This is a genomic window from Aquimarina penaris, assembly GCF_040786285.1.
Classification (GTDB): domain Bacteria; phylum Bacteroidota; class Bacteroidia; order Flavobacteriales; family Flavobacteriaceae; genus Aquimarina.
Window position 1 is genome coordinate 563,606 of record NZ_JBFMKQ010000004.1, and the last position, 21,330, is coordinate 584,935.

Below are 21,330 nucleotides of genomic sequence, written 5' to 3' on the forward strand. Positions count from 1 at the left end.
TTAGTTTGCTTTTTTCATAGCAAGGCGCTCTAAGATAAGAATTAATAGAAAACCTGAAGCCGCAAGTAATAAAACCCATATAAGATTTGGATCTCCTTCGAATTGCGTTGGAGAGATACTTTTTTCTATGAATGGGACTTGTAGCCCTTCAGAATTTGTTCTCCAGGAGAGTGTTTTTTTCCATGGCCATATTTTATTAAGTGATCCAATCATAAAACCAGTTAATATAGCCAGAGTCATGTTTTTATGATTTTTGAACATCCAATTTAGGATTTTAGAGAACAATTTTAGGCCGGTAATTGCTCCTATACCTATAAACATCAACTTTATCATTGCTTGCCCTAAAAGATCAAAATCCATTGAAAATAGCCCTTCTCGAAGCTGGTTAAGAATATCGATAAATGTTTGGTAGGCTCCTAAAATGAGCAGTATAAAGGCTCCTGATACCCCCGGTAATATCATGGCAATAATGGCGATAAAGCCACAGAAAATAAGATATAAATTACTATCGGGAGATGCTACAGGTTCTGCAATAGTAATGAAATATGAAATAATTGCGGCCACAAGGATACCAATATATATTTTAGGTTTCCATTGAGTAATTTGTTTTCCGATGTAAATAATACTTGCCACCACTAATCCGAAGAAAAAAGCCCATAATAGTAATGGTTCATTATGAAGAAGCCATTTTATAACTTTAGAAAGCGATAGAATGCTTATGGTTATTCCTAAAAAGAGGACTGATAAAAAAGAAAGATTATAGACTCTCCAGGAGGTTAAAAAACCTTCTTTTTTCCAAACAGAAAAAAAAGCAAGATCTAGTTTGTTAATGGTTTCTATTAATTCTTCATAAATCCCAGAAATAAAAGCTATTGTACCCCCTGAAACCCCAGGAACCACATCGGCAGCTCCCATTGCAAGACCTTTTACAGAAATTACTAGGTAGTCCTTAAGACTTCTTCGCATTCGTGATGTTTTTTAACGATTTGTATTCTAAACAAATGTATGCAAAACTTAATAGAAAAAAAGCAGTCTTTTTTTGAAATTATTTATACTCTGAGATAATATTTCGAACCAAAGTAAGATTGAAAACTTTTTCAAAAAGTTCTTCCAATACGATATGATACTCATAATCTTGCTCTAAGGCTTTTCTGATATGGTATTCTCCCTTTTCAAAATCTTGTTTTTCGTAGTATATCCCGGCTAATCTGTATTGGATTTCTGGATTTTCTGGATAAAATTCGATAGCTTGATACAAACTCTGTACGGCAGCGTCAGATTCACCTAGAAATCTTAAAATATCAGAACGATTTAGCCAGGTTTCTAATTCATAGTTACCTAATTCTAGTGCTTTACGATAGCCTCTTTCTGCTTCTTCAAAAAAAGCTAATCGATTATTTATTTTAGCATATCGTTTCCAGTATAATACATTTTCCCCATCAATATTGATGGCTTTGTTTGTATAATATAGTGCTTTCTGGTAGTTGCGTTTACGCAAATAGAAATCAGTTATTGCGATCCATCCTTTATCCAGTAATGGATCTTCATGTACTGTTTTAGAATAATGCTGAATGGCCAGGTCATCATTGCCTAACTTTTCAAAGCATTTTCCTATCCTTAATAGCGCAAATGAAGTAGGATCATCCAACTCTAAAGTAATGCGATAATTTTCTATAGCTTCATTATATCGTTTCAGTTTTTCTAATACTTTGCCTTTCTCTAGATATGCACCAATGAAATATTCATCGCTAATGATAGCAAAATCAAAAGCAGCTAATGCTTTTTTATATTCTTTTAGGTCGAAATATTGTTTACCCACCTGATGCCATGCAACTTCGCAATATGGATTTTTATCAAGAAACATGTTTAGGTATTCAATAGCTTCTTCATGTTGCTCTAAGAAATCAAAACAATATATGATATTGTATAAAGCAGAGTAGTCTTGGTCATCTGCTTCAAGACATCTCATGAAATTGATTTTCGCATTTTCAAAATCATCCATGAAAAGATATTCCATTCCTATGAGAGAATACACATCTGCAACATCATTGGTGTAACTAAGGGCCATCATGAGTAACTCGATAGCCTTAATATGGTCATTTTGTTTGGATAAGATATTAGCCTTTTGAATATAAATCTCTTCATTTTCTGGCTCTAAGGCGTGTAATTGTGCCAAAAGTGTATCTGCCTTTTCTAAACGATCTTCAAAAACTAAAACTTCCACTTGTAAAAGCTTTAGGTTTACAGAAGATGGATGTTGAGAAAGGCCTAAAGAGATGGCTTTTTTTGCTTTGGCAATTTTTCCGTTTTCCAGGTAGTGATGAATAATAGATTCAAACTCATCAGAATCAAAAAATTTAACGTCATTAGATCTCAGCATAGACTCGTAACGAGTAATCGAGAAATTATTTTCTTCTTCGCGGTTAAACTTCATACACGTTGATTATATATGCGGAATAAATTATATAAGTAAGGTTAATTTCTTTTTTGTTTTTCCCAATACCTTAGCATAGTGAAATATACCAGTACTCAATTTACTTTCGCATTATTGATTTCCTCTGTATTAAAATTACAAATGAAAATGAATGATTAAACTTCAGAAATCAATTGTTTTTAACAAACTAATTAACAAAATGTATACCATTAATTATTAATAGTATACGGTTGTCTTATTTAATAAGCCGCTACTTGGTTTAGGATGCGGAAATGTGAAGATTATCTACTAAATATAAGGTTTTTTAATCAGAATCCAGTTATGAATACCCTATTTTTGAAGTCCTTTTACTTCATCTAAGACATCCAGAATGATGTCACATCCTTCTTTAATTTCTTGTTCGGATATAGTGAGAGGTGGTGTAATACGTATAGCTTTGGGCTCAAAAAGTAACCAAAATAGGATTAAACCTTTGTCCTGGCATCTTGTTATAATTTCATTCGCTATTTCTGAAGAAGGAGTAATAATTGCTAACATTAATCCTAATCCTCTTATTTCTGTAATTAAAGGATGCACTAATAAGGACCGAAATATTTTTTCTTTTTTTAGCGAGGCTGCCATTACGTCACTGTCGGTGATTTCTTGTAAAGTTGCCAAAGCGGCAGCTGCAATTACAGGGTTTCCTCCAAACGTTGTGATATGCCCTAATTTTGGGTTATCCTGGAGTTGATCCATCATGTTTGATGAAGCTGTAAAAGCGCCGATAGGTAACCCGCCACCCATACCTTTTCCCATGACCACAATATCCGGGATAATATCATAGTTTTGAAACCCAAATAATTTGCCTGTTCTACCAAATCCGGGTTGTATCTCATCCAGTATCAAGAGTGCCTCAACTTTATCACAGCGTTCTCTAATTTTTTTTAGATAACCATTCTGTGGTTCGATAAACCCTGCACCGCCTTGTATAGTTTCAAGGATTACCGCAGCAGTTTTTTCTGTAATTTTATGTATATCTTCTTCTGCATTAAAAGTAATAAAACATACGTCTGGGATTAAAGGCCTAAAGGCTCTCTTGCGTTCTTCATAACCCATTACACTCATTGACCCCATGGTATTACCATGATAGGCGTGCTTTGCAGAAATAATTTGGCTCCGGCCTGTAACTCTACGGGCTAATTTTAAGGATCCTTCGATTGCCTCGGTACCAGAATTGGTTAAGTATGTTTTTTCTAAAGGATCGGGGAGGTGAGAAGCTAATAGTTTGGTAAGCGCTACAGCAGGTTGTTGGATATATTCTCCGTATACCATAACGTGTAAGTACTTGTCTAATTGTTCTTTTACGGCATGTACAACTTTCGGGTGCTTGTGCCCAAGACTGCAGGCTGATACTCCGGCTACAAAATCCAGATATTTTTTTCCGTTAGTCGAATAGATATAACTTCCTTCTGCATGAGAAACCTCCATTGCCAAGGGATGCGGAGTAGTTTGAGCTTGATATTTGAAAAAATCTTTTTTCAACAGTGTTTCCCGGTTAATTTTAAAAATAGATTTTGATTAAAAAAGAAGAAGTATTTACTTTTATTCTTTTCTATCTTTAGTATTGATGCTATCCTTTAATTTTTCATTTGGATGCTGTAGCGTAGTTACCGTTATACTATCTCTTTGTTTTGCGGTACGACTAAGATCGGGATCTATAAAGGATGTCTTTTTTTTAATTTTTTTCTTTTCAGAATTAATACCCTCTTTTATATCTTTTTTAGGGATAATAGAATCCAATTGTTCATTAGATTCTTTGAGTTCTGCATCCTTAAGTTCTTGCTCTAACAGGCGAGAACCTTCTGATTTATTATCCTCGATACGTTTTATTGTTTCTTCATCAAAGAAATCTTCTTCGTCTTTTGGTAATGGGATTCCCTTTATTTTAGTTAGTTTGGGAGGAGATTCTCCCCTAAAAAGGTCTGCTTTACTATTAATGCGCTCCTCTCCGCGCCAATTCAACCCAGAGAGTTCTCGTGCATTTTTTGGTAAATCTATTTCCCGATATAAGGTACCATCAATATTTTGATAGTAATATACATCTTCTATCTCTCGGTCGTTAAGAAGTAATTTGATCGAACTAGAAAGGACTTTATTGATACCGATTAATTTTAGTTCGCCCTCGCTTTCGCGTTGATAGAAAATGGTCTCGGTATTCTTATCAATATCTACCTGATAGATTTCATTATCTTTAAATAAACCATAGAGTATTTGGCCTTTTATCTGATTAAATCCGGCTTTTAGAGTGTCTTCCTGTACAAGAAACGCATTTTGATACACAATAAGTGAATCTAATTTTTCTGTTTCTGTATTTGAAATGATTTTTATAGTATCTCCGGTCATTTGATTTCTTTGCGCCCAAATAATAGGCTTTCCAATTAGTTTGGTATAGCCGGTGGTTTGATCTACGTTAATAGAATCACTCTTACCACTCATATTACTTTTATAGATTCTTACATCATAAAACCCTTTCATTATTCTACTTTCTGGTTTCCCTGTAACCATTAAAGTGTCACTATGTATATATATAGAGTCTTTTTCCTGCAAAGTAGCTGCTAAAGCTCTTTTGGTAATAAAAACAGAATCTTTGTCTTTAAAAACTTCGGCGTAATGACCAGTAATAATAGAGTTGTTAGCAGTGTCTAATACTTTAATATTGTTGGTTGCCGAAGCAAACTGAATCGCACTATTATAAAATATACTATCTCCAAATACAGTACGCTTATCGTAGTCAATTCGTGCATTTTTTATAGCATATCCAGTTTTAACTTTGGTGTCATAAAATCCACGTTCACAGTATAGTGTACTTTCTTTTCCTTTAACAGTAGATGGCCCATAAAGATAGAAATGATCTACATCAGGAAAATAATCCAACCGGTCAGAATCAATATTGTTTTCAGGGTTTACAACTTTTACATTAGTGTTGAAAGAAAATTGATTGCGATCCATAAAAAAACGACCAATTTTACTAGTTAGGGTATTGTTTGCAGAATCTTTTACAGTTCCTCCACTACGATAATATGCTTGTTGTTTTAATCGATCAAAGAATAAAGTATCTGTACTTAATGTGTTAGAACCGGTTTCCATAAATACCTGATCACGAGCATATGCAAATTGTGTATTGCCATTATATTCTGCATACTTACTTTTTAGGGTAAGTGAGTCTCCTTGTTTTATGATTACATTACCTAATGCTTTAACAAATCTATCTTCGCTATAGTGCACCGCTTGATCACACCATATTTCTACGCCTTCATGTTGCATATACACTTGTTTATCCACTTTAGCGAGAATTGTTGCGCCAGGAAATCTATTCTCATCTTTAATCGTACGATCAGATTGAACTTTTATTTCTTTTCCCTCTTTTTCTTCTTGTGCAAAGGTAATTACAGAAAACAGGAAAAAGAATAGTATATAAAACGCTTTGTTTTTCAAGTGTATCAAATTTGTATGCAAAATAACGAAAATTGTATCTAATGATTGTAGAGGTTCGTATAAAATAAAATCCTTATCTATTGTAAATACTTAAATGCATATTTAATGTTGCAAAGCTTTGTGGTATAATCATGGGTTTTCGATATTGAGGTCGTTTTGCACAAGCTTTTTAAACTGATAAAAAGTAAATAAAAATTAGTCAGAATACAACTGTAAATGATGATGTAAAATAAACTTATATAATAATTTCGATTTTTTTAACAGTTTATGTGCTTAAGCATCAGTAAATTGTGCCTTGAAAACAACAAAAACTACAATCAGTGCTATGGGGATAGCATTTGATTAACACTTTATTTTTATTTCAATGTATTTGTAAGGCCTTTAATATATAGGCCTAAGGGTATATAATATGGTTATATTAATAAGTAAGAAAGATTTTAAGTAGTAACACAAAACATCAAAAAATTAGTAAATGGTATTGAAAAAAAACCTTTGGGGGCTGTTTTTTTTCTTTTTTTGGGGCACAATATTTTCTCAATGGGAACAGTTAGAAAGAACAAATGACATTTTTATCGAGTACGCTTTTGTTGATACTCATAAAATGCACTTTAATAGAGTAAACGATTCATATTTAGATTATAATGAAGTTCTAAGTAGAGAAGATGAGTATAATTCTTTATTGGACACTCTTACGATAACAGAAGAAAAGTCGGAAAAATTTAAGATCAACTTTTTGAATATTAACTCAGAATATTCAGATTATGCTCCTAGTTTTTATGAAGGGGAATTGGTATTTGCTTCGTCTAGGAATGTTAATAGTATTTCTAAATCATTTGATGAAGTAAGTAATCAACCATTTTTGGACTTATATACCACCGCAAAAAAATCTGATAAAGAAAAAATAAGGAAGTTAAAGGGAAGCATAAATACAAAGTTTCATGAGTCCTCTGCAACCTTTAGTAAGGATAGAAAAACAGTTTATTTTACAAGGAATAATTATTCAAAAAGAAAATCCAAAGCAAATATAGAAGGTAGTGTTTTGTTAAAAATCTATAGAGCGAGATATGTAGACGGGAAATGGAAGGATATAGAAGAATTACCATTTAGTAGTGATGAATATTCGATAGCTCACCCAACATTATCTCCTGATGGAAGATTTTTATATTTTGCCAGTGATATGCCAGGAAGTTTTGGTAAATCGGATATATATGTCGTAAAAATAAACGAAGATGGTAGTTTTGGAATTCCTGAAAATCTTGGGGATCGTATTAATACTTCGGGGCGAGAGACTTTTCCTTACATAAGCGATAAGGGAAAATTGTTTTTTGCAAGTGATGGCCATAAGGGGATGGGGGGGTTGGATATTTTTATGACTATTGATAATTATAATGAAGATGTTGAAGTTTATAATCTAGGAGAACCAATTAACAGTCCAGAGGATGATTTTACATTTATTATCAATGAAGAGCATAAAATAGGTTTTTTTGCGAGCAATCGTAAAGGAGGAAGAGGAGATGATGATATTTATGGTTTTAGACAACTAACGTCATTTCCTGAATACCATAGGAGTAAACAAAAAACGATCAAAAAGATAGAGCGAATTATGGATATAAAACCTCACGAAGAGGGAGTAACTTCATTTTAGTTTTCTTTTAGGAAAATATAGACCAAAAAAAGCTACCAACAAGGTAGCTTTTTTTGGTCTATATAGTATTTTTTATAGTTTTATCTGTGGATAGTTTGCGTTCTATCCGGTCCTACAGAAACAATAGTTATTGGTGTTTCTAGTTCTTTTTCTAAAAATGATATATACTCATTTAATTCTTTTGGTAATTGAGCAGCTTCTGTCATGCCTGTAAGGTCTTCAGACCAACCCTTCATCTCTGTATAAATAGGCGTTACATTTTCTGGTTCTATGTTGTAGGGTAGATGAGTAATTGTTTTACCTTGATATTTATATGAGGTACATATTTTTAAGGTTTCAAAACCACTAAGTACATCACCTTTCATCATCATTAGTTTTGTTACGCCGTTTACATGCACAGCATATTTTAGGGCTACAAGATCTAACCATCCACATCGTCTTGGTCTACCGGTTGTGGCTCCAAACTCATGACCTACACGTGCCATAGTTTCTCCATCTTCATCAAATAATTCTGTTGGAAATGGCCCACTACCCACTCGAGTAGTATATGCTTTAAAAATCCCAAAAACATCTTTGATTTTATTTGGAGCGATACCTAAACCAGTACAAGCACCTGCAGCAGTAGTATTTGATGAAGTTACAAAGGGATAGGTTCCAAAATCAATATCTAATAATGATCCTTGTGCTCCTTCGGCCAGAATTGTTTTTCCTTCTTTCTGAGCTTGATATAAATATTCTTCACTATCAATAAAAATAAGTGATTTTAATACTTTTACAGCTTCAAAAAATTCACGCTCTAATTCTTCTAAATCGTATTCGATTTTAGCATCATAGAAATCGATCATCGCCTCATGCTTATTTGCCAGGTTTCGATAGCGTTCTTTCCAGTCACTTAATTCTAAATCCCCTACACGAATACCATTTCTACCGGTTTTGTCCATATAAGTTGGACCAATACCTTTAAGGGTAGAGCCAATTTTTGCTTTTCCTTTTGAAGCTTCAGAAGCAGCATCTAAAATTCGATGTGTAGGAAGAATTAAATGTGCTTTTCTAGAGATTAATAATTTAGATTTGTAATCTAAATCAAATTTATCCAGATTGTCTAATTCTTTTTTGAAAATCACAGGGTCAATAACTACGCCGTTACCTACTAAATTGATGGCTTTGTCATGAAAAATACCACTAGGAATAGTGTGTAATACATGTTTGATTCCGTCAAATTCTAAAGTGTGACCTGCGTTAGGACCGCCTTGAAATCTTGCTATTATATCATAATCTTTTGTAAGAACGTCTACAATTTTTCCTTTACCTTCGTCTCCCCATTGAAGACCAAGTAATAAGTTTACCGCCATTAGTTGTCTTGATTAGTTGGTTTCTTTTTAGTTCCGTAGAAATACAAAGAGTGATTTGTAATATCTACATTAAAAATTTCTTCTATCGTTTTTTTTATCGATTGAATTCTGGGATCACAGAATTCAAGTACCTCCCCAGTATCGGTTAAAATAAGGTGGTCATGTTGCCTATCGAAATATGATTTTTCATATTGAGCTTGGGTTTGCCCAAACTGGTGCTTTCTAACCAGTTTGCATTCTAACAAAAGCTCAATTGTATTGTATAACGTTGCACGACTAACTCTGTAGTTTTTGTTTTTCATTTTGATATACAGTGATTCTATATCAAAATGTTCCTCACTTTCATATATTTCCTGAAGTATGGCATATCGTTCTGGTGTTTTTCTATGTCCATTTTCTTCTAAGAAACTGGTAAACACGTTTTTAACGATGTTTTGATCGCTTTGTGTGGTTGCTTTAGTACTCATACGTTTAAAAAAGCAAAGTTACATTATTTTTTATTCTCTAACCACTTTATCAATACCACTTATTTTTGAAAGATTTTTCATGACTGTTTTCAGGGTGTTTTTATTCTTAACACCTACTGTTATTTTTCCTATAAATACTCCATCATTAGTATCAAAGTTCATACTATAAATAGCAAGGTGCATATTGTTTGAGATTACTTGCGTAACTTCATTTACAACTCCAATGTTATCAATACCATTAAGTCGTATAACCGCTTTAAACTCTTCTTGGCTAGAGTCTATCCATTTGGCAGGCATAATTCTATAGGCATAATTACTTTGCAACTGCAGCGCATTAGGACAATTCTTTTTATGCACTTTTATGCCTTCATTTACTGTGATGAATCCAAATACATTATCTCCAGGGATAGGGTTACAACAATTAGATAACTTATATTCTAGTTTTTCTGAATCTTTACCAAATACGAGTAAATCAAATTTAGAGGTAATTTCTTCTTTATTAACATCTTTAACATTTCCTCTACGAATTCTATTCTTGATAAAATTCATGAAAACATTACTTCGGGTGTTGGCAAACTCTTTGATTTTTTGATTATCAATAGTTCCTATTCCCACTCTATAAAAAAGGTCTAAACTTGTTTTTAATTTAAAATATAATACAAGCTCATTAACGACCTTTTCACTCATTGTTATTTTTTGAGAGCGTAGCTTACGTTTTAGTATAACTTTTCCGTCTTCTGCAATTTGTTTCTTTTCGTCTCTTAATGCAGATTTGATTTTTGCTCTTGCCCTGGCTGTTGTTGCATAATCTAACCAGCTGGATGATGGTTTTGATTTGGTTGACGTAATGATCTCTACCTGATCTCCACTTTTGAGTTCATGACTAAGTGGTACTAATTTTCCATTTACTCTTGCCCCTCTAGTTTTTAGCCCGACTTCGGTATGTACACTAAAACCAAAATCAAGAGCTGTAGCTCCTTTTGGTAGAGATTTTAAATCTCCTTCTGGAGTAAAAACAAATATTTCTTTAGCATATAAGTTTAGCTTGAATTCTTCGACGAAGTCTACTGCATTGGATTCAGAATTCTCCAGTGCTTCTTGTAGTCTATTTAACCAACCGTCTAATCCTTGATCTTGCTTTTCTTCGGTATTTTTATATTTATAATGTGCCGCATATCCTTTTTCGGCTATTTCATGCATGCGCTCACTTCGTATTTGTACTTCGACCCATTGGCTATCAGGGCCAATAACGGTTATGTGTAAGGCTTCGTAACCTGTGGATTTTGGTTGAGAGATCCAATCCCTTAATCGAATAGGGTTGGGTCGGTAATAGTCGGTTACTACCGTGTATATTTTCCAGGCAATAAATTTTTCATTTTCGAGATCAGATTTGTAGATGATACGTATTGCAAATTTATCATAGACTTCATCAAAAGAAATATTTTGTTTTACCATTTTTCGTCGGATAGAAAAAATGGATTTGGGCCTCCCTTTTATTTCATAATTTAAGCCTTCTCTGTCTAATCCAACTCTGATCTGATCCGAGAATTTTTTAATATACTCATCCTGATCTTCTTTACTTTCTTTAATTTTTTCAAAAATATCTTTGTATACTTCAGGTTCAGTATATTTTAATCCAAGATCTTCTAATTCTGTTTTAATGTTGTATAGGCCAATTCTATGGGCCAGAGGAGCATAAATGTATAAGGTTTCGGATGCTATTTTTACTTGTTTATCTGGCCTCATGGCATCCATCGTTTGCATATTGTGTAAACGATCGGCGATTTTAATGATAATAACTCGTACATCATCATTAAGGGTAAGCAGCATTTTTCTAAAATTCTCTGCTTGTAAAGAAATATCCCTATCTTTTTTTAGGGAAGATATTTTGGTAAGTCCATCTACGATGCGAGCTACGGTTTCGCCAAACATTTGCTCAATATCTACCAAGGTGTATTCTGTGTCTTCTACAACATCATGAAGTAAAGCTGCTGCAATAGATGTTGCATCAAGTCCAATTTCACTTGCTACAATTTTTGCAACTGCAATGGGGTGAAAAATGTAGGCTTCACCACTCTTGCGTCGTTGATCTTTATGTGCATCAACGGCAATATCAAATGCTTGGCGTATAAGTTTTTTATCTTCTTTGGTAAGATCTCTGTAACTAATACGCAGCAATTCTTTGTATTGCTTAGCTATCTGTTTGTTTTCTTCCTCTATAGCAGCTTCGGTCATATCACAAAGTTTATAAGAAAGCCCTATTTTGTATCGTGTGCGTCCCCCTTAATGATATTAACTAGAGGTCAAAAATTATGCCTTAAGTCGATATCTGTGACAAATTATCCTAATCTGTCAATAATAATTAAAAGTACAATTAAGAATTGTAACCACCAAGTACTTATATAATGGATTTTATTTTCTAAGTTTTTTGATTCTTTGTAATAGTGTAGGGTGAGAGTAATGTATGAAAACCATTGCAGGGTGAGGGGTGAGGTTGCTTAGATTGTTTTTTGAAAGTTTTTTTAGACTATTTATTAAAGCTTCATTATTGTAGGTGTTTTTTGCATATTCATCAGCTTGATATTCAAATTTTCGGGATACTAGATTCATTATTAATCCTGTAACTTCAGAAATAGGGCTGTATAATATTCCAAAAGCTATTAATCCTATATGAAAAGAAGGGACTTGTACTCCAAGTGCTTCAGAAAGAAGAGGGTTGGATATAAAAAGCGATAAAAACCATAAGGTTAACCCAGTAAGAGCGATTGATAATAGTAGATTAACAATGACATGTCTTTTTTTATAATGCCCTACTTCATGTGCTAGTACAGCAACAATTTCTTCATTATTGAGGTCCTTAATTAGGGTGTCATAAAGCGTAATCCTTTTTTCGCTACCAAATCCCGAAAAATAAGCATTTGCTTTTGTACTTCTCTTTGAACCATCAATCACAAATATATCTTTTAGTCTGAAGCCTACTTTTTTAGAATAGTCATTAATAGTGTCTCTAAGTTCACCCGGTTCTAAAGGGGTTTGCTGGTTAAATATAGGAACAATGAGTTTTGCATAAAACATGTTCATGGCAACTGTAAAGATGGTTACTAATCCCCAGGCATAAACCCAAAAAGATTTTCCTGTAAGCTCATAAAACCAAATGATTAATGCCAAAAGTCCACCACCAACTATCATCATCATGATGATACTTTTTATCTTATCAATAAAAAAAGTTTTGATGGTAGTTTTATTGAAACCGAATTTCTCTTCGATAGTAAAAATTTTATAGTAAGCAGCAGGTGTAGAAAGGATATCGCTTCCAATCATTATTATTCCAAAAAAAACAAGTCCAACGATTACAGAATTATCTGATATGGATCGAGCTACATTATCTACCCATGCAAAACCATCTAAAAAGAAAAAAAGAAGCATAATGCACAGAGAAACACTCGAAGAAACTAATTTGAATTCGTAGTTGGCTCGTTTATAGGCAATGGATTTTTGATACTCTTCTTTTGGATAAACATCAGAAAGTTCTTCCGGAATCTCATCATTATAATGTCTTGCGTTAAGAATATCTAATAACGAATCTATTAGAAAAACAATAATAATTATGGCTATTAGTAGGTAAAACAGGGAGTTTGGGGTCATTATTTTAAAGCAATTAGTTCGATCCTTTGGGGTATGAAAGAATGGGTAATATACTGATTTTAAATTTATTTTTGTTACTATTTTTAAATCTTTTGATTTACGAAATCCCGCTGACGTTTTGCTTCGAAAATTAGAATTCCAGCAGCAACCGAAACGTTCATAGAGTCAATCACACCGCTCATTGGAATTTTAATGTTTTGATTGGTGTTGAGTAAAAAATCCTCACTTAAACCGGTTGCTTCTGTACCAACGACAATGGCAGAAGGTTTAGTATAATCTTGAGTGTAATAATTTACAGAGGCCTGCAAAGCAGCACCGTATATGTTAATTTGATGTTTTTTTAGAAAATTTATGATATCCAAAGAGGTGCCCGTAGCAATAGTATTTGTAAATAAACAACCAACGCTTGATCGTATAATATTGGGGTTATACATGTCTGTTTTTGGATTAGCAATTAAAACAGCATCTAATTGAGCCGCATCAGCAGTACGAAGTAAGGCTCCAATATTACCGGGTTTCTCTGGTGCTTCAGCAATAAGAATAATAGGGTTTTTAGAAGGCAATACAAGGTGTTCTATGTCTAGATCTTTAGATTGTGCTATGGCCAATATACCTTCTGTAGTGGTTCGGTAAGCAAGTTTTTGGTAGATATCTGTTGTAATTTCATACAGTTCAATTTGATTACTGCAACTTTTGATTATGGATAAAATTTCTTCGTATGAAATAATGGAGGGGCAATAGTATAGTTGTGTAACAGTATATTTTCCTTCTAAAGCCAACGTAATTTCGCGTTTGCCTTCAATGATAAAAAGACCTTCTTTTTTTCGAATTCTGGATTTTTCTTTAAGCTGGGTAAGAAATTTTATTTTGGTATTCTGTAAGCTTTTGATTTGATTTTGCATAAGTGCAAAGATAATAATAGCGTAATAGAAAATATCTTCTTTTTATGTATTTAAAGAGGTTAACTCCTTTATTGACTGCTTGATTTCTTCTATTATTTTTGAGTAGGATTGATCTAATTTTAAAAATAGTTCTGAAATTTCACCCAATTTCCCTTCTTTTGATAGATGTTCAATTTTTTCTAAAATGGCTGATTCTTCTTGCAAGCCTAATGTTTTGAAACTGGACTTAAGTTTATGAGAAACTTCTTTAATCAATAATCCGTTTTGATTTTCGATGGCATTTCTTAACCTGTTATAATCTTCTGGAGTTTCTTCTATAAATATTTGAAGTACACTTTGAATAATTTCATGATCATTATCAAAGGTTTTTCTTAAAAATGAGAGGTCACAATTTTTTTTAGTAGGGAGGTTTAGTGTATCCTCTTTGGTAAATGATGATTTAGTGTTCTGAGAGGTTTTTGGTCTTAGACTGTATAGTATTTCTTCTAATGCTTCTTCGCTTATTGGTTTGGTAATGTAAAAGTTCATCCCAGATTCTATGGCTCTCTTTTTAGATTCTGGAAACACATCGGCAGAGCAGGCGACAATAGGGATCTGATTAATTTTTGGATTCTCTGATTGTCTAATTTGTTCTGCGGTTTCTGGACCATCTAATACCGGCATGTGCATATCCATAAGAATTAGGTCGTATGTGTAATCTTTAAGTTTTTCTAAAGCGATTTTTCCATTTTCTGCTATATGTGTATCAATATTCCAATTAGAAAGCAATTGTGCTATGAAGAATTGATTCATTTTATTGTCTTCTACAACAAGAACTTTCATCCCTGATAAGATTTTAGCGTTTTCGATGGTAGACGAAGTTTCACTTATTTCGGAAGATTTTAAATTGCTTTTTGAATATTGTATAGAAAACCCAAAAGTAGATCCTATTTCTGGTTGACTCTCGGCGTGTAGTGTTCCTCCTTGTAGCTCTATAAGTTGTTTAGAAATCGAAAGCCCAAGGCCTGTACCTTCTCTTTTATTTTTTCCGGGCTTATGTACTTGATAAAAACTTTCAAAAATAGTGGCTAATTTATCCTCAGGAATTCCTACTCCAGTATCTTTTACCGAAAAATGGATAGTAATAAACTCGTTATCCATCTTTTCAGTTTTTACTTGTGTAATTATTTTCCCTTTTTGAGTGAATTTTATGGCATTTCCTAGTAAGTTGATTAAGATTTGATTTAGTCGTAACTGATCTCCAATAATAAATTTGGGTACAGATGGATCAATATGCATCTGATATTCTAATCCCTTTTCATCAGCCTTTATCTTAAAACCTCTCGATATATTAGAGATAAGTTCTCTAATATTGAAGTCTGTATTGTGAAGTGTTAGTTTCCCGGCCTCAATTTTAGAGAAATCAAGAATATCATTAATCAGCACCAAAAGGTTTTCTGCAGAGAATTGAATACCATCTAGATTTTTTTTATCCACCTTTGGATTGTTGAAATCGCTTTTTTGTAAGATTCCTGTCAACCCTAAAATTACATTAAGGGGTGTTCTGATCTCATGACTCATATTGGATAGAAATACAGACTTGGCCTTTGCAGATTTTTCTGCAAATACTTTGGCTTCTCTAATTTCATTATCAATGATTCGCTTGTTTGTAATATCTCTAAAAAATGCATTGAATAGATAATCGCCTTTAGTTTCTATAGCGATGATAGTTAATTCTACATAGACCGACGTGCCATTTTTTCTGGTTACAGAAGTTTCAACACGTTTATTGATTAATTCATCATCTCCTGTTTTTATATAATTGCTAAAACTTCTTTTTAGCTCTTGTCTAAGCTTGTATGGCACAAGAGGGTAGAGGCTTTTTCCTATGGTTTCCTCTCTTTTTAATTCTAGTATATTCTCTGCTTGTTTATTCCAGTTAAGTACAGTTCCTTGACTATTTACTAAGATAACCCCGTCCATTGCGGTTTCTAAAATTGTAGTTTTTAGATGCTCACTATGTTTTAATTCATCTTCTACTTTTTTACGTTCAATAATTTCTTCGGTCAGTCTTTCGTTTATTTCTTCAAGACTATATAGTTGCTTTTGAAGCATCTTAAGCATTTGCTGCTTACTAGGGAAATTAATAAGGTCTTTTGCAAGAATTTCTTCAGGGATTACATTTAATGTCGCTGTAAAAGAATCGAGAAGGTGGTATGATTGAAAGTGTTTTTTATAAATTAATAAATAAATATTGGTGATTGCATTTATCCCTAAGCTATTTTTTATTTTAAAGAAAATCTGATTAGAAAAGTCTAACAAATTTGCTCGCTCTTTTATTAAATCAATAGTTTGGAAATCATATGGGGTGTCTAAGTATTTTTTAATCTTTATAATTTTGGGATCACTATAACTACCAATTAGTTCTGATGACTTCTCTAAAACTTGCATAAGAAAAACTCTGCACAGTATTAATTCTTGTTTTTTTAAAGGCTCGAATATCAATCTAAAATTGGTGTATTTAAACAATGAACTATATTTTAGAAAGATTAGATCATGTATAGATTGTTTATTAAGGCGGCTTACTGTATTTTTTTCTGTAATAAATTCTTCTAGAAGCAGATATAATTCTGGTAACGCTTTTATTTTCTTGTTAAGCGTAGATCCTTTAAATACTTTAATTTTTGTTTTTAGATTAGTGGCATTAGAGGGTGTGTCAATTTTGTTCCATAAAAAATCAATAAGAGTAATGATTTCTTGCTCTTCTTGATCTTTCGGAAAATCGGCTGTTTTAGGGGATAGTATTCTTTTAAGCCAATTAATCATTATGTGTTATATTTTACTGGCCTTGTATATTTTGTAAAAGCCTAATGCAGATAAGCCCCATGTTAATATTAAGGCAACAAACCAAATGTAATTACCGGCTTTATCTCCAAACACATTATTAAAAATATTATACCCAAAAATATGTGCTATTTGCATATGAAGATGTCCAAGAGCCATAACTACAAAGCCCCAGGCCAGCATCGTCATACCTGATCCAAATTTACCGCCTTTTAACCTTGTAGCGGTAAGAAAGCTAAAAATGAGGGCAATGGCAAGAAAAGGCATTTCTAGTAAACCAAAAATTTGTTCAGCTCCTAATTGAGCTCCAGAATGTGCGTTATGATCTTGAGCAATTAATGTATCACTCATTAAAAATAATCCCAATGTAAGTAAGAGGTAGTTTCTTTTCATATCTATTCAAATTTCTTAAAAATAACGATAAAATGCGGAAAAACCGTATTTTTAACAGATTAAATACAGTTTTTATCGACAAAAAGTCACTTTGTTAAAAAATGAGAACAAAAAAATCCCGCCTTTAGAGCGGGATTTTTATATAAGTGAGATTGTATTATTTATTAAAAGATTACTTTACTTTTTCTACAATAGCTTTGAAAGCTTCTGGGTTGTTCATTGCTAAATCGGCAAGAACCTTACGGTTTAGCTCGATATTATTAGCTTTTACTTTTCCCATGAATTGAGAATAAGACATCCCGTGTAGACGAGCACCCGCATTAATACGTGTGATCCATAAAGCACGGAAAGTTCTCTTCTTATTTCTACGGTCTCTATAAGCATATGACATTGCTTTGTCAACCGCATTTTTTGCTACTGTCCAAACGTTTTTACGACGTCCAAAGTAACCTTTAGCTTGCTTAAGAACTTTTTTTCTTCTAGCTCTTTTTGCAACAGAATTTACTGATCTTGGCATAATTTTAAATTTTTTAGTAGTAGGCGACCGATAATCGGTTCTTGATATTTTTATAATTTATAAATCTACATTCGTAAATCAATAATCATAATGGCCTAACTCCTGGGTTTATAATAATTCTAACCTGATTAAAAAGTGATTACTTTAAACGTAACTGCTCTTTAATACTATTTTCATCGCTTTTATGCACTAACGTTGAGTGCGTTAAAGCTAGCTTACGCTTCTTAGATTTCTTTGTCAAAATATGACTCTTAAAAGCGTGCTTTCTTTTGAGTTTACCAGTACCGGTAAGCTTGAAACGCTTTTTTGCACTGGATTTTGTTTTCATTTTAGGCATTTGATCCTTGTTTTAATAATCTCACTTATTATCGTCATAATTACTGATACCAGCAATTATATATGTTCTATTTTTTTGGTGCGATAAACATAATCATACGTTTACCTTCCAGTTTTGGCATTTGTTCTACTTTGCCATACTCTTCTAATTCTTGAGCAAGTCTAAGTAGTAAGATTTGACCTTGGTCTTTATAAATAATGGAGCGACCTTTAAAGAAAACATACGCCTTTAGTTTGGCACCTTCACTTAAGAACTTGATAGCATGTTTTTTCTTAAATTCATAATCATGCTCATCGGTGTTGGGTCCGAATCTAATTTCTTTAATAACAACTTTAGTGGCCTTAGATTTTAAGGCTTTGTCTCTTTTCTTCTGTTCATATAAGAATTTTTTATAATCCATTATCTTACAAACAGGAGGTACAGCTTTCGGTGAAATTTCTACAAGATCTAATTCTTGCTCTTCGGCAAGTTGTAATGCTTTTCTGGTTGGGTATACACCAACTTCTACATTGTCACCTACAAGACGCACTTCTTCAACACGAATTTTATGGTTGATTCTGTGAGCATCTTCTTTGATTACTCTTAGTGGTTTTTGAGACCTTCTTCTTCTTATTGCTATGACTTAAAAATTTAAATTAAACTTATTTTTTATTGTACTTATCCGTTAAACGGTTTTAATGTTCTATTAATCTCTTCTTTAACGATTTTAGAAAACTCTTCAATAGATATTGCGCCTAAGTCCTCTCCACCATGTTTACGAACAGATATTGTATTGTCTTTTGCTTCTTGTTCCCCTACTATGATAATATAAGGAAATTTATTCATTTCTGCTTCTCTGATCTTTTTACCAATCGTTTCATTTCTATGATCCGCAAGGGCGCGAATTTCGTCATTTTCTAACAAATTTAAAACTTTTTCAGAGTATTTTTCATATTTCTCGCTGATAGAGAGTATAATAGCTTGCTCTGGCATTAGCCAAAGAGGGAAATTACCTCCAGTATGCTCTAGCAATATAGCGATAAATCTTTCCATACTTCCAAAAGGAGCTCTATGAATCATTACTGGCCTGTGTAATTCGTTATCGCTACCTTTATAAGTGAGATCAAAGCGCTCTGGTAAGTTGTAATCAACCTGTATAGTTCCTAATTGCCAACTTCTTCCAAGCGCATCTTTGACCATAAAATCAAGCTTAGGACCATAAAAAGCAGCTTCACCACTTTCAATTACATAATCTAATCCTTTGTCTTTGGCTGCACTAATAATGGCATTTTCAGCTTTTTCCCAGTTAGTAACGTCTCCTATATATTTGTCGGGATTATCTAAATCTCTTACAGATACTTGTGCTGTAAAATTTTCAAAACCTAAAGATCCAAATACATACAGTACTAGATCAATTACTTTTTTAAATTCTAGATCCAATTGGTCAGGCGTGCAAAAAATATGAGCGTCATCTTGAGTAAACCCTCTTACACGGGTTAATCCATGCAATTCACCACTTTGTTCATATCTATATACAGTGCCAAATTCGGCATAGCGCTTTGGTAAATCTCTGTATGACCATGGTCCGCTATTGTATATTTCGCAGTGATGAGGGCAGTTCATTGGTTTTAAAAGAAATTCTTCACCTTCAGCTGGAGTATTAATCGGTTGAAAGCTGTCTTCTCCATACTTAGCATAATGACCAGAAGTTACATACAGTTCTTTTTGTCCTATATGAGGAGTCATGACCATTTCATAACCAGCTTTTTTCTGTGCCTTTTTCAAAAATTGCTCCAAACGATCGCGTAACGCTGCTCCTTTAGGTAACCATAAAGGTAATCCCTGACCTACCTTTTGAGAAAATGTAAAAAGGTCTAGCTCTTTTCCAAGCTTTCTATGGTCACGTTTCTTTGCTTCTTCTAGTAATTCTAAATATTCTTTTAGCTCTTTTTGCTTCGGAAATGAAGTTCCGTACACACGAGTAAGCTGAGTGTTGTTCTCATCGCCTCGCCAATATGCTCCTGCGACACTCATGATTTTTACGGCTTTAATAATCCCTGTGTTAGGGATGTGGCCACCACGACATAAATCAGTAAAAGTATCATGGTCACAAAAAGTTATGGTGCCATCTTCTAAGTTTTCGATCAGCTCAACTTTATATTCGTTTCCTTCTCCTTTATATTTAGCTAGCGCGTCAGCTTTAGAAATCGACCTCATTTTAAAGTCATGCTTTCCTCTCGCGATCTCTAGCATTTTATCCTCGATCGATTTAAAATCTTTTTCAGAAATCGTTTTGTCTCCAAGATCTACATCATAATAAAATCCATTATCAATGGCAGGACCAATAGATAATTTAACTCCAGGGTATAATTCTTCTAGAGCTTGGGCTAAAACATGAGAAGTAGAATGTCTAAAAGCTGTTTTGCCTTCATCATCTCTCCAGGTGAATAAAACAAGATTACCGTCGGTGGTTAATTCTGTAGAGGTTTCGATAGTAGTTCCGTTAAATTTTGCAGAAATCACATTTCTGGCAAAACCTTCACTAATATCTTTTGCAACATCCATAGCACTAACAGTACTATTGTATTCTCTAACCGAACCATCCGGTAATGTAATCTTGATCATCTTTATTGTAATTAAAGCAGCAAAGATAATACGATATTAAAATCCAGACAATAATATAGTATATATTTAATGGATTAATTATATATGAAGTAGTAAAGGCTTTAAATGATGGGGATTCGGGATAAAAAAATATCCCGACCGTGCTTTACGCTGTATCTTTTTTTTAAGCGTATGCTTAGCTTGCCGAAGTATATGGTTTTTAAAAAAAAGGATGCCGCTTCAATCACTATCCCTTCTTTCAATTTTTTTTTTGGTGTGTAAAGTGTATGTTTTAAGGGTGTTGCAAAAAGATTAGAAAAAAGATTAAAAAAGGTGTTGTTGGATTAAAAAAGGGTTGTATGTTTGCACCCGCAAAAAGGGGGTTCTTTTTGCGATGTTCATTGAGAATTTAGGGCTTGGCTTACTCAGAAAAACTTTTTTCAAAATAATTTTCAAAAAGTTTTGGTGGTTTAAAAAGGGGTTGTATATTTGCACCCGCTTTGAGAGATAAGCGACGTTCATAGGAGTATTAATTACGATGGTTTGGGAGTGTTTAGGATACTTTTTTAGGGTTCGATTCCTTAGGTAATAGCAAGAGTAGGGGGTACTATTAATAGTGGTTATTCTTTACTAATTAAAAGTTCATTGATATATTGATTGACAGCGCGTATTAAACTAGAGATAGTTTATACAAAGAATAAAGACTAGAGACATCATAGAGATACGATTATAATTCCGTTGTATTGTTTTGAATATTA

At 33.2% G+C, this 21,330-nt stretch carries 16 protein-coding genes; 1 reads left to right on the plus strand and 15 read right to left on the minus strand.

Translation table 11 applies throughout. From position 1 onward, the window contains the following. The 4 genes from ABW637_RS19495 to ABW637_RS19510 all read right to left on the minus strand — a co-directional run bounded on the left by ABW637_RS19495 (position 1) and on the right by ABW637_RS19510 (position 5,908). Positions 1 to 966 (minus strand): DUF368 domain-containing protein, encoded by a 966-nt coding sequence (locus ABW637_RS19495; protein ID WP_367586400.1) that lies wholly within the window; start codon positions 964 to 966, stop codon positions 1 to 3. A 79-nt stretch (positions 967 to 1,045) separates the two neighbouring features. Beyond that, on the minus strand, positions 1,046 to 2,434 hold the full coding sequence (locus tag ABW637_RS19500) for a tetratricopeptide repeat protein (RefSeq protein WP_367586401.1): 1,389 nt from the start codon (positions 2,432 to 2,434) through the stop codon (positions 1,046 to 1,048). 330 nt (positions 2,435 to 2,764) lie between these two features. Further along, complete coding sequence (locus tag ABW637_RS19505; RefSeq protein ID WP_367586402.1) at positions 2,765 to 3,955, minus strand: aspartate aminotransferase family protein; 1,191 nt, start codon at positions 3,953 to 3,955, stop codon at positions 2,765 to 2,767. 60 nt (positions 3,956 to 4,015) lie between these two features. Beyond that, the gene (locus ABW637_RS19510; protein WP_367586403.1) at positions 4,016 to 5,908 is read right to left on the minus strand and encodes an OstA-like protein; all 1,893 of its coding nucleotides are present in this window, start codon (positions 5,906 to 5,908) and stop codon (positions 4,016 to 4,018) included. A gap of 472 nt (positions 5,909 to 6,380) precedes the next feature. Here ABW637_RS19510 and ABW637_RS19515 point away from each other — a divergent pair, with 472 nt between their 5' ends. Continuing rightward, complete coding sequence (locus tag ABW637_RS19515) at positions 6,381 to 7,553, plus strand: TolB family protein (protein ID WP_367586404.1); 1,173 nt, start codon at positions 6,381 to 6,383, stop codon at positions 7,551 to 7,553. Between the two features lie 80 nt (positions 7,554 to 7,633). On the opposite strand, the gene ABW637_RS19520 is transcribed toward ABW637_RS19515, so the two are convergent. The 11 genes from ABW637_RS19520 to thrS all read right to left on the minus strand — a co-directional run bounded on the left by ABW637_RS19520 (position 7,634) and on the right by thrS (position 20,593). Continuing rightward, a complete protein-coding gene (locus ABW637_RS19520) occupies positions 7,634 to 8,905 on the minus strand; it encodes an adenylosuccinate synthase (RefSeq protein WP_367586405.1) in 1,272 nt (423 codons plus the stop codon). Next, a complete protein-coding gene (locus ABW637_RS19525) occupies positions 8,905 to 9,372 on the minus strand; it encodes a Fur family transcriptional regulator (RefSeq protein WP_367586406.1) in 468 nt (155 codons plus the stop codon). The genes ABW637_RS19520 and ABW637_RS19525 overlap by 1 nt, the downstream gene beginning before the upstream one ends. A gap of 30 nt (positions 9,373 to 9,402) precedes the next feature. Next, positions 9,403 to 11,607: a RelA/SpoT family protein gene (locus ABW637_RS19530; RefSeq protein ID WP_367586407.1), complete on the minus strand. Its 2,205-nt coding sequence runs from the start codon at positions 11,605 to 11,607 to the stop codon at positions 9,403 to 9,405. 177 nt (positions 11,608 to 11,784) lie between these two features. Continuing rightward, positions 11,785 to 13,017, minus strand: a complete 1,233-nt coding sequence (locus ABW637_RS19535; RefSeq protein WP_367586408.1) for a M48 family metallopeptidase — start codon at positions 13,015 to 13,017, stop codon at positions 11,785 to 11,787. An 83-nt stretch (positions 13,018 to 13,100) separates the two neighbouring features. Then, positions 13,101 to 13,919 carry a TrmH family RNA methyltransferase gene (locus ABW637_RS19540; protein ID WP_367586409.1) on the minus strand — a complete coding sequence of 273 codons (819 nt, stop codon included), beginning with the start codon at positions 13,917 to 13,919 and terminating at the stop codon, positions 13,101 to 13,103. A 42-nt stretch (positions 13,920 to 13,961) separates the two neighbouring features. Next, positions 13,962 to 16,724, minus strand: a complete 2,763-nt coding sequence (locus ABW637_RS19545; protein WP_367586410.1) for a PAS domain-containing hybrid sensor histidine kinase/response regulator — start codon at positions 16,722 to 16,724, stop codon at positions 13,962 to 13,964. A 6-nt stretch (positions 16,725 to 16,730) separates the two neighbouring features. Continuing rightward, entirely contained in the window at positions 16,731 to 17,135 is a 405-nt protein-coding gene (locus tag ABW637_RS19550; protein WP_367586411.1) for a hypothetical protein, read from the minus strand. A 172-nt stretch (positions 17,136 to 17,307) separates the two neighbouring features. Then, on the minus strand, positions 17,308 to 17,652 hold the full coding sequence (gene rplT / locus ABW637_RS19555; RefSeq protein ID WP_367586412.1) for a 50S ribosomal protein L20: 345 nt from the start codon (positions 17,650 to 17,652) through the stop codon (positions 17,308 to 17,310). 139 nt (positions 17,653 to 17,791) lie between these two features. Further along, entirely contained in the window at positions 17,792 to 17,989 is a 198-nt protein-coding gene (rpmI, locus tag ABW637_RS19560) for a 50S ribosomal protein L35 (RefSeq protein WP_025743024.1), read from the minus strand. Between the two features lie 67 nt (positions 17,990 to 18,056). Continuing rightward, positions 18,057 to 18,566, minus strand: a complete 510-nt coding sequence (gene infC, locus ABW637_RS19565) for a translation initiation factor IF-3 (protein WP_367586419.1) — start codon at positions 18,564 to 18,566, stop codon at positions 18,057 to 18,059. A gap of 80 nt (positions 18,567 to 18,646) precedes the next feature. Next, positions 18,647 to 20,593, minus strand: coding sequence for a threonine--tRNA ligase (thrS, locus tag ABW637_RS19570; protein ID WP_367586413.1), 1,947 nt, complete (start codon positions 20,591 to 20,593; stop codon positions 18,647 to 18,649). Positions 20,594 to 21,330 lie beyond the last annotated feature (737 nt).

Coding starts and splice junctions, on each gene's coding strand:
- ABW637_RS19495 (WP_367586400.1), bottom strand. CDS start 966: ATGCGAAGAAGTCTTAAGGACTACCTAGTAATTTCTGTAAAAGGTCTT.
- ABW637_RS19500 (WP_367586401.1), bottom strand. CDS start 2,434: ATGAAGTTTAACCGCGAAGAAGAAAATAATTTCTCGATTACTCGTTAC.
- ABW637_RS19515 (WP_367586404.1), top strand. CDS start 6,381: ATGGTATTGAAAAAAAACCTTTGGGGGCTGTTTTTTTTCTTTTTTTGG.
- ABW637_RS19520 (WP_367586405.1), bottom strand. CDS start 8,905: ATGGCGGTAAACTTATTACTTGGTCTTCAATGGGGAGACGAAGGTAAA.
- ABW637_RS19525 (WP_367586406.1), bottom strand. CDS start 9,372: ATGAGTACTAAAGCAACCACACAAAGCGATCAAAACATCGTTAAAAAC.
- ABW637_RS19530 (WP_367586407.1), bottom strand. CDS start 11,607: ATGACCGAAGCTGCTATAGAGGAAGAAAACAAACAGATAGCTAAGCAA.
- ABW637_RS19535 (WP_367586408.1), bottom strand. CDS start 13,017: ATGACCCCAAACTCCCTGTTTTACCTACTAATAGCCATAATTATTATT.
- ABW637_RS19540 (WP_367586409.1), bottom strand. CDS start 13,919: ATGCAAAATCAAATCAAAAGCTTACAGAATACCAAAATAAAATTTCTT.
- ABW637_RS19545 (WP_367586410.1), bottom strand. CDS start 16,724: ATGATTAATTGGCTTAAAAGAATACTATCCCCTAAAACAGCCGATTTT.
- ABW637_RS19550 (WP_367586411.1), bottom strand. CDS start 17,135: ATGAAAAGAAACTACCTCTTACTTACATTGGGATTATTTTTAATGAGT.
- rplT (WP_367586412.1), bottom strand. CDS start 17,652: ATGCCAAGATCAGTAAATTCTGTTGCAAAAAGAGCTAGAAGAAAAAAA.
- rpmI (WP_025743024.1), bottom strand. CDS start 17,989: ATGCCTAAAATGAAAACAAAATCCAGTGCAAAAAAGCGTTTCAAGCTT.
- thrS (WP_367586413.1), bottom strand. CDS start 20,593: ATGATCAAGATTACATTACCGGATGGTTCGGTTAGAGAATACAATAGT.